At 32.0% G+C, this 13039-nt stretch carries 15 protein-coding genes and 1 tRNA gene; 5 read left to right on the top strand and 11 right to left on the bottom strand.

What is annotated here, in order from left to right:
* Positions 1–74: 74 nt before the first annotated feature.
* From G8C41_RS02615 to pdxS, 8 genes are all read right to left on the bottom strand, one after another.
* Positions 75–1046, bottom strand: coding sequence for a Gfo/Idh/MocA family protein (locus G8C41_RS02615; protein WP_166006013.1), 972 nt, complete (start codon positions 1044–1046; stop codon positions 75–77).
* A 551-nt stretch (positions 1047–1597) separates the two neighbouring features.
* On the bottom strand, positions 1598–2356 hold the full coding sequence (locus tag G8C41_RS02610) for a carboxymuconolactone decarboxylase family protein (protein ID WP_166006012.1): 759 nt from the start codon (positions 2354–2356) through the stop codon (positions 1598–1600).
* Between the two features lie 35 nt (positions 2357–2391).
* A complete protein-coding gene (locus G8C41_RS02605; protein WP_166006011.1) occupies positions 2392–3249 on the bottom strand; it encodes an aldo/keto reductase in 858 nt (285 codons plus the stop codon).
* Positions 3250–3286: 37 nt separating this feature from the next.
* On the bottom strand, positions 3287–3724 hold the full coding sequence (locus G8C41_RS02600; protein WP_166006010.1) for a cupin domain-containing protein: 438 nt from the start codon (positions 3722–3724) through the stop codon (positions 3287–3289).
* A gap of 282 nt (positions 3725–4006) precedes the next feature.
* A complete protein-coding gene (locus G8C41_RS02595) occupies positions 4007–4741 on the bottom strand; it encodes an SDR family oxidoreductase (protein ID WP_160543345.1) in 735 nt (244 codons plus the stop codon).
* Between the two features lie 112 nt (positions 4742–4853).
* Positions 4854–5675 carry a helix-turn-helix domain-containing protein gene (locus tag G8C41_RS02590; RefSeq protein ID WP_166006009.1) on the bottom strand — a complete coding sequence of 274 codons (822 nt, stop codon included), beginning with the start codon at positions 5673–5675 and terminating at the stop codon, positions 4854–4856.
* Positions 5676–5791: 116 nt separating this feature from the next.
* Entirely contained in the window at positions 5792–6361 is a 570-nt protein-coding gene (gene pdxT, locus G8C41_RS02585) for a pyridoxal 5'-phosphate synthase glutaminase subunit PdxT (RefSeq protein WP_166006008.1), read from the bottom strand.
* A gap of 85 nt (positions 6362–6446) precedes the next feature.
* Positions 6447–7322, bottom strand: coding sequence for a pyridoxal 5'-phosphate synthase lyase subunit PdxS (gene pdxS / locus G8C41_RS02580; RefSeq protein WP_160563932.1), 876 nt, complete (start codon positions 7320–7322; stop codon positions 6447–6449).
* A 264-nt stretch (positions 7323–7586) separates the two neighbouring features.
* Between pdxS and G8C41_RS02575 the strand changes: the two genes are divergently transcribed.
* The 4 genes from G8C41_RS02575 to G8C41_RS02560 all read left to right on the top strand — a co-directional run bounded on the left by G8C41_RS02575 (position 7587) and on the right by G8C41_RS02560 (position 10081).
* Positions 7587–8300, top strand: a complete 714-nt coding sequence (locus tag G8C41_RS02575) for a TIGR00730 family Rossman fold protein (RefSeq protein ID WP_160557261.1) — start codon at positions 7587–7589, stop codon at positions 8298–8300.
* A 62-nt stretch (positions 8301–8362) separates the two neighbouring features.
* Positions 8363–8836, top strand: a complete 474-nt coding sequence (locus G8C41_RS02570; protein ID WP_166006007.1) for a DUF6702 family protein — start codon at positions 8363–8365, stop codon at positions 8834–8836.
* A 61-nt stretch (positions 8837–8897) separates the two neighbouring features.
* A complete protein-coding gene (locus G8C41_RS02565) occupies positions 8898–9374 on the top strand; it encodes a lipocalin family protein (protein WP_105297897.1) in 477 nt (158 codons plus the stop codon).
* A 29-nt stretch (positions 9375–9403) separates the two neighbouring features.
* Positions 9404–10081 (top strand): OmpA family protein, encoded by a 678-nt coding sequence (locus G8C41_RS02560; protein WP_105297898.1) that lies wholly within the window; start codon positions 9404–9406, stop codon positions 10079–10081.
* Positions 10082–10146: 65 nt separating this feature from the next.
* On the opposite strand, the gene G8C41_RS02555 is transcribed toward G8C41_RS02560, so the two are convergent.
* The 3 genes from G8C41_RS02555 to G8C41_RS02545 form a co-directional block, all read right to left on the bottom strand.
* Positions 10147–10494, bottom strand: a complete 348-nt coding sequence (locus G8C41_RS02555) for a hypothetical protein (protein WP_160566689.1) — start codon at positions 10492–10494, stop codon at positions 10147–10149.
* A gap of 167 nt (positions 10495–10661) precedes the next feature.
* Positions 10662–10744 (bottom strand) — tRNA-Leu (locus G8C41_RS02550).
* Positions 10745–10868: 124 nt separating this feature from the next.
* Positions 10869–11708 (bottom strand): helix-turn-helix domain-containing protein, encoded by an 840-nt coding sequence (locus tag G8C41_RS02545; protein ID WP_166006006.1) that lies wholly within the window; start codon positions 11706–11708, stop codon positions 10869–10871.
* Between the two features lie 147 nt (positions 11709–11855).
* On the opposite strand from G8C41_RS02545, the gene G8C41_RS02540 reads away from it, so the two are divergent.
* Complete coding sequence (locus tag G8C41_RS02540) at positions 11856–12995, top strand: acyltransferase (RefSeq protein ID WP_317164259.1); 1140 nt, start codon at positions 11856–11858, stop codon at positions 12993–12995.
* The last annotated feature ends 44 nt before the right edge of the window (positions 12996–13039 follow it).

Here is a 13039-nt window from a genome sequence, read left to right as displayed (position 1 = left end):
AGAATAATCATGTAAAAAAAATTTAATCCTCCCTTTTCTATGCCCAAAATTTTAAATTTAAATTAAATCTAATTCTATTTTTTACCTTCTATTTGTCTCATCACTTCCAAAGCTACACGTAAAGCCTCTCTACCTTGCATTAAAGTTACCTTGATCGGTTGTTTATTTTCAATGGAATCGGCTAAAGATTCTAATTCATCCAAAATAGAATTATTGCTTTCAATTTCAGGATATTGAAATATAATTTGTTTTTTTTCGCCTTCTGCATTTTCTATAATCATATCAAAAGGTTGTATTTTTTCCGGTACTTCCTTGATTCTTATGATTTCGGATTTTTTCTCTAAAAAATCTATTGAAATGTAGGCATCTTTCTGGAAAAACCTACTTTTCCTCATATTTTTCATGGAAATTCTGCTGGTTGTAACATTGGCTACACATCCATTTTCAAATTCAATCCGAGCATTGGCAATATCCGGTGTATTACTGACCACAGCTACTCCGCTGGCATGAATCTCCTTTACTTTTGATTCAACTATGGATAAAACAATATCTAAGTCATGGATCATTAAGTCTAATACTACCGGAACATCTGTACCCCTCGGATTAAACTCTGCCAAGCGATGTATCTCCAAAAACATGGGATTTACTATATAGGGTTTAGCCGCTGTGAAAGCAGGATTAAAACGTTCCACGTGTCCAACTTGCCCCTGCACGTTATGTTCTTGGGCTAACCGAATTATTTCATCTGCTTCTTGTAATGTACCCGCGATAGGCTTTTCAATAAAAAAATGCTTACCTGCTTGTATGGCTTTTTTAGCATATTCAAAATGTGCAAAAGTGGGCGTTACTATATCCAATAAATCAATCTGATGTAATAATTCATCAAAATTTGTGAAAAATTTATAACCAAATTCTTTCTCTAATTTTTTCCCGTTTTCTTCATCTGTATCATAGAAACCGATCAGATTATACTTTTCAGATTGTTGTAATAATTTTAAATGTATTTTTCCTAAATGTCCGGCTCCGACTAAACCTGCTTTTAGCATAATATCTTAGTATTAAATTATCTATTTCTTTTTTCCAACATTATTTACGGATAACTTATTAAATCAATTCATCAGATGATAGGTAAGAATCCGTTATATTAATTTACAATAGTAAAATTGATACATCGTTGTTGTTAAATTTCAACAATCTATTTTTTATAGTTTGCTATTGGAAAATTAAATGATGGAACAACTACAATTATTTTAAAGTTTTTAGTTAAGAAAACTTAGCTGTACTTGTAATCTTTATCATATTTACTTAACAAATGTAGTGTATTTTAATGATAGAATCGACCATTATTTGTAAATCAAAGACTAATTATCTAAAAAAATCGGAAATAATTTTTTATGAAAAACAGGTGAGAAAACAGGCGATTATATTAATAGATTCATCATGCAACTTAATTTATCTTTATTGAACGTTATTCGGCATTTTAACTATTAATTACTATTGATTGACTATAACCTTTCTAAGATGTAAGCAAAAGTGCCGGAAAATCAATTTTATTTAATCGTTTTTAATAAGCTTTTAAAAATCTTTAAAAAAGATATTATTGCCATTTCTCAGGCAAATCCCTGATGATTTTCAATGCATTAATTGCAAGCGGAAATCCAATATAAGGCAATGTCTGAATGATAGCTGCTACAATCAGTTCTTTATTATTGCCTTGTTTAAGATTTGCAAAGTAATGAGAAGTAAGTTGATCTTCCGCTCCCAGTGAAACTAACACGCAATAACTTAATAACTCACGTATGGCAAGGTCAAGTCCTTTTCTTGTATAAAAATCTCCAAAATAAACTTCAGTAAGAAATTTGGCAACCTCTTCACCCATACCATCCGGCAAAGCAGACATTAACTCTTTCATATGATTTCCATATAGAGGAATCTGAATTTTTTGTCCTTCTTCGAATCTGGTTTCCTCTTGTACGGTACTTTGTTTTTCTAAAGGGAGAGAGATATTATTTTCGGTAAAAGCTTCATTCATACTAGCAATAGCATTTAGAGTTTTTGGAAAACCAATAATCGGAGCACATTGATAAATAGCTTCTCTTAATTCTATCGGTGTTACCTGAACGTTCAATGCGGCATGTACATGAGATTTTAATTGAGGCAATTGCTGCAACGAGGCAAGTACTACACAAGTTATCAATTCTCGGGTTTTTATACTTAATTTTCCAACCGTAAAAACTTGACCAAAAATGAATTTTTGAAGAATTTCCATCAATTCGGGATCATTGCCTTCGCCATTTAAGGCATTTCCTTTAAACAGCTTTTTAAAGTTATCTTTACAAATCTCTGTTCTATTCATGTGATTGATTTTTACTTATCAATTGTCTTAAGTTCTTAGGATAGATGATGTTTCTTTTTAAAATCTAAAATAAATCGTACGGTTTCATAGTCGTTATGTGAAAAGAACAAGGATTTTTCTTGATCTAACGATTCTAACGAATGGATATCGTCCTCTGAAAGTTTAAAATCAAAAACATTAAAATTTTCAATCATACGTTCTTTATGTGTAGACTTTGGAATTACAATTACCTGTTGCTGTATTAAAAATCTGAGTGCAATTTGGGCGGGTGTTTTATTGTATTTTTTACTGATGGAAACTAAAGTTTCATTCGTAAAGAAATTATTTTTTCCTTCTGCGAACGGACCCCAGGATTCAATTTGAGTGCCGTATTCTTTCATTACTTCTTTAGCTATTTTCTGTTGATTGAAAATATGGGTTTCAACCTGATTTACTGCCGGTTTTATTTCTACATGTTCGCAAAGGTCTACCAATCTATCCGGATAAAAATTACTCACTCCGATAGCTTTTGCTTTTCCCGATTTGTACATTTCTTCCAGGGCTCGATACGTACCGTAATAATCTCCAAAAGGTTGATGTATTAACAAAAGGTCCACATATTCGGTTTGCAATTTTTTCAATGATTCTTCAAAAGATTTTTTTGCTCTTTCATATCCTGCATTTGAAACCCAAATTTTTGTGGTTATAAAAAATTTAGAGCGATCTATATTACTGGATTTTACCGCCTTACCCACTTCTTCCTCATTATAATAGGCTTGTGCTGTATCTATGGAGCGATACCCCACCTCTATGGCTTCTGAAACTACTCGTTCGCAATCTTGAGGGGGTATTTGATAAACTCCAAACCCTAAGATTGGCATTTGATTTCCGTTGTTTAATTTAATATAATCCATTTGAATATGATTTTTTATTTATATATAAAGTTGTTATTTATTTCAGATTAATTGCTTGTACAGAGGCTGTATGATAGTCTTCGTCTGATACCGGCTCCAACCAAGTATTTTCATTGGTTTGAGGATTACAGGTAATAGCTAAATGAGAAAACCATTCATCAGGAGCTGCACCGTGCCAATGCTTAACATTAGAGTCTATTTCAATAACATCTCCCGGTTTCATTCGTAGGGCTTTTTTGCCTTCTTCCTGATATAATCCAACACCACCTACAGCAATTAGTATTTGTCCCCCGGAATGCGTATGCCAATGGTTTCTACAACCGGGTTCAAATGTAACGTTGAATAAGGGAACATTTAATTCCTTATGGTTGGTAAGAGGTTGCAGCCATGATTTTCCGGAAAAATATTGTTGATATTCTTTATTTTCATTTCCAATTGGAAATTCACTGATTTTAGGTATTTCTGAATTATTCATTTATTAACTAGTTATTTTGTGTAAATATTAATTTATTAGCTTGTTCGCTGAAAATCAAATAGGTGTGTACTTCATTTAGCGTGTAGAAATTAGTAGGTTTTAATTTGGATAATGAACTACTATAATTCTTTTATATAGAACTAATTATCCGACAAATGATTAACTAAAAAATAATTTTTATTTAAATTTTAGAAAATTTGCAATAAACTAAAATCTTTTGTCGGATAAATAGTTTTAAAAATTAAATTTTTATATTTCTCTGTAATTTTTTATTACAATAAATTAGAGAGATTGCTTAGTAGGTCGAACAATAACTTCACTTACAGATACATGTTGTGGAGTATTTATCGCATAAACTACTGCTTCTGCTATATCTTCCGGATTCAAACCGTAACCCTCTGTATCCTGCATTTTGCGTTGATCTTCTAATAATTTTTCATCTTTCATTGTTTTGTACAGGTCTGTACGAACAGCACCCGGAGAAACCATGGATGATTTTATGTTATTTTCTCTCTGCTCTTGACGTAGCCCTTCCATTACGGCACGGATAGCTGATTTAGTAGCACAATATACTACAGACCCCGGATATACATAATGTCCTGCAACGGAATCGGTAGTGATGATATGACCGGATTTTTGTTTTACAAAATGAGGAAGAACCGCGGCTATTCCATGTAAAACGCCCAATACATTTACATGAAGCATATCATGCCAATCTTGAAGTTTACAATCTATAAGATAGGATGAAGGCATGGTTCCGGCATTATTGTAGATAACATCTATTTTTCCAAACTTGCTTATAGCTAAATCTACTACCGCTTTCACTTCTTCGAATTTGGCAACATCGGCTACTTTATACTCAATTTGAGCATTTGGAAGAGAATCTTTTATTGCTTTTAATTTTTCTTCTCTTCTGGCAGAAATAACCAATTTAGCTCCCCTTTCGGCAATTTTCCTTACGGTAGCTTCACCAATTCCACTGGAAGCACCCATCACAACTATTACTTTTTCTTTCATAACTTTTTAAATTAAGATTTTTTAAGTTTATAGTCATTTATAAACAAAGTTAATGCCAGTTCAATATTGGGCTTTTGTCGGGAAGATCAATTTTTTTTGTTCTGAGGAACGGTCACAATTCTTCCGAAGGAGAAAATCCGTATAATTTTTTAAAAGCTGTATAAAAATGAGATATGTTTTTAAAACCTACTTCCCAACAAACATCTTTTACTTTCCACTTTTTTCTGTCTTTCAGCATTTCAAAGGCAACTTCGAGTCGTTTACGTATTAACCATTTTTGGGGAGGTATATCGCTGATTTTTGCAAAGTCTCGTTTGAAAGTTGCTAAACTTCTTCCGGTATAAGCAGCTATTTCATTCATGGAAAGGTTATACATATAATTTTCATTGAGAAAATCAAGAATGTCGATTTTCCAAGGTTCTGTAAAATCGAAAAGTATCGAATAAAAATTCTTATTGATGTTTAACAATGCTAATACAGCTTCTTGTTCTTTTAATTTAATGATTTCATCAGAAGGTTGAAGCGTTGTGTCGAAATAGGGATTTAAAGATTGAAAAAGACTTATAATTTCAGGACGTAAAGGTAAAGTAAAAACATTTTCTTTGGGGAGACTAACCTCTTCGGGTTTATCTTTACTTACCTTTGTATAATAAAAATCTCTTAAAAATGAACGTTTCAACGTCATGGTTATTCCTTTATATTGCTGATCGCCCGAATAAAATTTAGTCATTTTTATATTATGATTTCTCCGTACAAATGCACAAGTTCCTGCTTTTAATACTTTTTCTTTTTTTCCTTTTTCTTCAATGATTAATTTCCCTGAATATATATAGATCAAACAGTGGTCTTGAGCGGAATGTACACAACTGGTATTGTTATTGGCATAATAGGTTAGAAAAATTCCTGAATAATTTATAGTTTTCGAAGTGTCCATAGTTGGATATTCATTTTAAGACAGACAAGATAAGAATTTTCTTATGTATTAGTTATTAGTTATCTTAATTTAATTCTTAGGATTATTGATCAATCTTTAGCCATAAGATTAATTTATCATTTCTTGTTACATAATTCTTCTATAAAATAGTGATGAACTTTAGCAGAATCCGTTAATTCAGGATGAAAAGAAGTAACTAGCATGTTTTTTTCTTGAGCTGCAACTATGTGACCGTTCACACGGGATAAAATTTTAACATTTTCTCCTACTTCGGTTATATAGGGTGCTCGTATAAATGTCATGGGAATAGTACCGATTTCTTCAAAATTTTCTTCAATTGAAAAACTGCCCAACTGACGACCATATGCATTTCTTTTTGCGGTAATATCCATAACACCCAGATGTTCCGTACCTTCTTCCACCCGATTAGCCAGTAGAATTAATCCGGCACACGTTCCGAATACCGGTAATCCTGTTTGTATTTTGTTTCTGATTATATCGAGTAAGTTTAAATCTCTCAAAAGTTTACCTATGGCCGTACTCTCCCCTCCCGGAATGATTAATCCATCCATAGATTGATCCATGTCTTTTTTTTGTCTTATTTCAAAGGTTTCTACCTTCAATTCTTGTAGTTTTCGAATATGCTCTATAAATGCTCCTTGTACTGCTAATACCCCTATTTTCATACTATTATATTTAGAATTAAAAAAGTCATTTGGAAAGTTTACACTTTCCAAATGACCTTATATTCGATTGTTTTTTATAAAAAAATTATTTTCCTCTTTCTGCCATTAGTAATTCAATTTCTGCTTCATTTATTCCAACCATCGCTTCTCCTAAGTCTTCAGATACTTCCAATAAAATAGTAGGATCGTTAAAATTAGTAACAGCTTTAACAATGGCCTGAGCTCTCTTTATCGGATCACCGGATTTGAAAATACCTGAACCTACAAAAACTCCTTCTGCTCCCAATTGCATCATTAATGCCGCATCGGCAGGAGTTGCCACACCTCCGGCCGCAAAATTCACTACCGGTAATTTTCCGTTTTCGTGTACGTATTTTACTAATTCATAAGGCACTCGAAGATCCTTTGCCTCATTGAAAAGTTCATCTTCCTGCATACCTTGTATCTTACGTATGGCTTCATTCATTGCGCGTAAATGTCTTACGGCTTGAACTACATCACCGGTTCCCGGTTCGCCTTTGGAGCGAATCATGGATGCCCCTTCTTGGATTCTTCGCAGGGCTTCACCTAAATTCTTAGCCCCGCATACAAAAGGAACTTTAAATTTGGTTTTATTTACATGATAGGTATCATCGGCGGGTGTTAAAACTTCACTTTCATCAATATAATCGATTTCTAAGGCTTCCAGTATTTGTGCTTCAACAAAATGTCCGATTCTGATTTTAGCCATAACCGGTATACTTACTGCCGATTGTATTCCTTTAATCATTTTGGGATCACTCATCCGAGAAACTCCTCCTACAGCGCGTATATCTGCAGGAATCCTCTCCAAGGCCATTACTGCAACAGCTCCTGCTGCTTCAGCTATTTCTGCTTGTTCCGGAGTAGAAACATCCATGATGACTCCTCCTTTCAGCATTTGCGCTAAATTTTTATTTAATTCGTATCTGTTGTTTTCCATACTCAAATTTTATCTTAATTATACGTACAAAAATAGTATAATATACGGTTACATTCCCTAAGTTTCCTTTTTTATTTTCTACCCTTTTTTTTAAAAAAATTGATATATTATTTTCTTATTTTAAAAAATATCGAATATTTTGCTAAAAAAAATGATACTTCTTCGTAAAAATAGTAAAATTTTAATAAAATGATTAACAATTTTATGACGCAGAAATCGTAATAAACAGTAATTTTGCTGTACATGTAAATTAAATATTAAAAAATGCATAATTCAGAAAATAAAGAGTTTATAGCTCAAAATTTTAATCAAAAAAATTGGAATGAAATAAAAACTCGGGACAGTTGGATGCTTTTTAAACTTATGGCTGAGTTTACCAATGGTTTTGAAACAATGACTAAAATAGGCCCTTGTGTATCCATATTCGGTTCTGCTCGAACTAATCCTGATAATAAATATTACCAATTAACGGAAGAAATTTCTTATAAGCTTACTAAAATAGGTTTTGGTATTATTACGGGAGGAGGACCCGGAATTATGGAAGCTGGAAATAAAGGAGCACAGGCTGCGGGAGGAAAATCAATTGGTTTAAATATTGAATTACCTTTTGAAACAGGAAGTAATCCGTATGTTGATCATAAATTAAGTATGAATTTCAATTATTTTTTTGTCAGGAAAGTTATGTTTCTCAAATATTCGCAAGGCTTTATTGTTATGCCCGGCGGTTTGGGAACTATGGATGAGCTGTTTGAAGCGTTAACTTTAATTCAAACAAAAAAAACAAGTAAATTCCCGATTGTATTGGTGGGTACGGATTATTGGACCGGATTATTGGAATGGATGCGAAAGTCTATGCTTGAAGATAATTATATTAAGGAAATTGATTTTAGTTTGTTCCGACTTGTTGATACTGCTGATGAAGCTGTAGGACACATTCATGCTTTTTATAACAAATACAGTATTAAACAAAATTTTTAAAACTATTTGGCATTAAATTTGTTTGCAGTTGCAGAATGAGTGATAATATAATTCAACCCATAATGAAAAAGTTTATTCTTTTTTTTGTTTTATCTTTTATATGTTTAGGTTTCTATAATTTTTATTCTTCGGATTTTTTTACTTCGATAACTAAAGTGGAATATGTTTCCAGCAGCAAAACATTAAAAGTTTCTTCAAAAGTTAACCTTGAACATATTGAACAAACCATTGGTAAAAAAGTAAATTCCAACGATTTTGATATTGCACTTAATAAATATCTTCAAAATAACGTTAAAATAAGTATAGATGATACTCCTGTGAATTTTACTTTTTCTTCTAAAAATCCGGATGGAAATGTAGTTTGGATTTATTATGAGGTATCGGGTATCAATTCGGTTTCATCAATCACTATAAAGAATTCTTTGTTATTGGATAAATTTCCTGATCAGCAGAATTTTATAAATTTTATCGTCAATGGCCAAAAGAAATCTTTAGTGTGTAAAAAAGGCTCTGAAAGTGGAAAATTAAATTTTTAATCGATTGATTCAACGTAAGTTTTTAATTAATAATAATTATGAATTAAAATAAATTTCTTTTATGAAAAAATTAATGATTTTAGGAATTCTGAGCATGTTTATTTTTTATTCTTGCTCTTCTTCAAATTCTGTTGCTCTCGACAGATCTTCTCAACGGGATGTAAGAGGTACATGGAATCTTGACCGCGTTTCATATTCTGAAAACCTGGTAAAGGTTAAAGCTTTTGATGAATATGATGCTCAATGTTTAAAAAACAGTGTGTGGTATTTTATCGCTAATAATAACAGAGGTAATTTTACTTTGCAAGGCGGCAATACTTGTCCGGCTTTAACTCAAAACTTTACTTGGTATATCGATAAGCAAAACATGCTTGTTTTAAAATTGCTTAATGAAGGTGATAAAGCAAGAAAAGTAACTACAGGAACTACGTATTTATATGAAATTCTTTCCGAAAATGAATTTAAATTAAGTCAGGTTATCAGCGGGGTTACTATTACTTATCATTTCAGTAAATTATCATCCGGTAAATTAAAATAAATAACTTGAAATACACTATATATATAATTATGAAATCAATATTTACAAGATTAACTTTAATCTTATTATCTGTTAGCATACTAATGTCTTGTAACACTAACGACACCCAAAAAGGTGCCGGTTTAGGAGCTGTTGCAGGAGGTGTTTTAGGTGCTGTAATTGGAAATAATGTAGGTAATAAAAACAATGCTGCTTTAGGAGCCGTTATTGGTGCTGCCGTGGGTGGTACCACCGGAGGTTTAATTGGACACAAAATGGATCAACAAGCACGACAAATACAGGAAAGTGTACCGGGTGCTTCTGTTGAACGTGTAGGAGAAGGAATTAAAGTTGTACTTAATGAAAATGCTATTCGTTTTGATTTTGATAAAGCTACTTTAACTCCAACTGCTCAACAAAATTTAGATAAAATTGTATCTGTTTTTAAACAATACCCGGATACTAATATTGGTATTTTCGGATATACCGACGCAAAAGGTGCAGATCAATATAATTTAAATTTATCTGAAAACAGAGCAAAAAGTGTTGCTAATTATTTATCCAGTAATGGTATCAGCTCCAGCCGATTCACTATTAAAGGTTTTGGTAAAGCAGATCCAATTGGAGATAACAGCACTGAAGCCGGTAGAGCTTTAAATAGAAGAGTTGAATTTTCTATTACTGCCAACGAAAAAATGATTCGTGATGCAAAAGCTGAATCCAACTAATTAATATATTTTATACTTTATATAATTTTGAATAGAAAGACAGACGAAAGTTTGTCTTTTTTATTTTAAATATCCAGTAATTTTTCATCCATAAAATATTGGATGATCGCTTTTTTCATAAGCAAAGTTTGCTCATTAGGCTTTAAATCGGGCAGCTTTTCAATTAATTTATAATGCGGCCAGTTATCTTGATCATATCCATCGAGTTTATAATATCCGAAAGGTTCCAATAACCTGCATACGGCTATATGTATCAGGTTCATTTTTTCGTCTTTTTTATACTTTTTATATCCTAATCCTAATTCTTGCAAACCAATTAAAAATATCATCGTATTTAAATCGGGAATATCCTCATGTGCAAACTTCTCTTTGAAAAATACTTCAATTTTACTCCAAAGTTGGGCCTCGTTCATTTTCAAGTCAAATTTTTATTCACGTAAATTTATAATAAAATTTAATATTTGAGTTTAATACTTTTTTACATTTGTTGTAACTATGCTATGGATGGGGATATTAAAAATAAAGTTTAGCAATTTATTGTAAAAAAAGGGAAAATTTATTTTATTACTTAGAAGAAAAGTACTCACGACCGGATTCGAACCGGCACATCCTATGGACACCACCCCCTCAAGATGGCGTGTCTACCAATTCCACCACGTGAGTTTAAAAGTTGTTTATTTTTAGCTTTGCAAATATACTAATATTAGTATTTCACCTCTAAGGTAATTTTAAATTTTTCCACACTTAGATAAGCAATTTTTTTATAGTGTAATCTTTCGATAGTTACTTATCTTCCCGTTTGAAAAAATCTTTTTCGATATTCATTGGGTGTGCAATTTTTAATTTTCTTAAAAATTCTATTGTAATAAGGCACATCCTTGAAACCTGAATAATAACATACTTCTGCAATGGTCATATTGGTTTTTTGAATCATTTGACAGGAAGATTCTACCCTAAATTCATTTAAGTAAGTCATCAAAGATTTACCCATCATCTTTTTAAAGAAAATACAAAATGACGATTTATTCATATTCACTAATTGGGACATTTTTTCTAAAGTGATGGTATTTTGATAATTGTTCATTATATAAAGCTGTATTTTTTGCAACCGAAGGATTTGTTTATCTTCCTCTATTCGGTTACCTGCTAAAATCCTATGATCGGAATTACCTAGTAATGTTAATATTTGAATGAAAGATGAAATCCTTTCAATCTCCGATTGATCAATCATCTGTTTCAAAATTTTTTGAAGTTTCGCCAGATGAGCTCCTATAAATGATATTGCTTGTTTATAATTTTGTATTTTTTGGATGTATGGGTGCAATTCGCTAAAAGTTAATTTACAATTATCAAGAAATCGATCAGAAAATGTAAGGGTAATGTTCTCAATCTTACCTTCTGCATCATAATCGGATTCTTCAAAAAGCCAACAATGAGGGATATGAGGGGGGATAAGAACGATTTCGCTGCATTGAAAGGGTTCGAGCCGATCCCCCATTTTTCTGGTTCCACTGCCGGTTATTATGTAGGATAATTCCCAAGTTTTTTGTTCATGGAAAGTTACCTGTTCATTCCAATATATTTTTACATGATCAAATCGAAAAGATTGATTTTCAAATGTTGGCAAGTGAATGTATTTGATGTTTTTATACACTTACTAATATTATGCATTATTTGTATACAAATATAAGACAATAATAATAGAATATATTTCAATAGTTCAACTTATCATTAGTTTACTTTTGTTATTCAAATAAGAAATCAATATCTTCCAATGATGAAAAATATAACGGATTTAAAAGCTTCCAAGCCACATTATGTAATTCTTGACGGTTTACGAGGAGTTGCTGCTATTATGGTGGTTTTATTCCATGTTCTTGAAATTTATACGGGCGGTGATCATAGCTTACAAATTATAAATCATGGATACTTGGCTGTAGATTTTTTCTTTATGTTATCCGGATTTGTCTTGGGATATGCATACGATGATCGGTGGGGAAGCATGACTTTAAAAGATTTTTTTAAACGCCGTATCATTCGACTTCATCCTATGATTATTGCCGGGATGCTTTTAGGGGCTTTATTATATTATTTCCAGGATGCTCCTTCATTGGGATGGAAAGCTACTTCTGATGTTTCTCTTTTGAAATTAGTTCTATTGATGATTATCGGCATGTTTTTAATTCCTGTAGGAAAAGGCTTAGACATTCGCGGTTGGAATGAAATGTATCCTCTGAATGGCCCTGCCTGGTCTCTATTTCTTGAATATATAGCCAATATCATTTATGCCCTTATTTTACGAAGAATCAGCAAATTAATGCTTTCTATTTTGGTACTTGTTGCTGCCGGAGTTACGATTCAATATGCGTTTACAAATCCTATAGGTGACATCATCGGGGGATGGTCTATTGATGACCCTATTCAGTTAAGAATCGGTTTTACTCGTTTGGCTTTTCCTTTTTTAGCCGGATTATTGTTAGCCAGAATTGGAAAACTTCGTTTTATTAATCATGCATTTTTAATAACTTCTCTTTTGTTGATCATACTTTTATCCGTACCTCATTTAGGCGGTGAAAATAACCTATGGAATCGCTGGTATGAGTGTATATGTTTAATGATTTTCTTTCCTCTGATTATATGGCTGGGCGCAGGAGGAAAAATAAAGGATCCGAAAGCCATGACAGTATGTAAATTTTTGGGAGACATCTCCTACCCTATTTATATTACCCATTTTCCCTTTATTAATATTTATATGGCTTACATTGCCAATCATCAACTTTCATTGGAGCAATCATGGCAATATGGATTGCTGGTAGTTTTAATTTCCATCATTGTTGCTTATTTGTCCATGAAATTTTATGATATGCCGATTCGAGAATGGTTACGTAAACGATTTTTAAATTATAAAAAATAATCAATTAGTTTTTCGAAACAGAGATATTTTTTATGCAAAAGCAT

The organism is Apibacter sp. B3706, assembly GCF_011082725.1.
Taxonomy (GTDB): domain Bacteria; phylum Bacteroidota; class Bacteroidia; order Flavobacteriales; family Weeksellaceae; genus Apibacter.
Note: the sequence above shows the minus strand (reverse complement) of the source record. Positions and strands in the feature narration are given on the sequence as shown.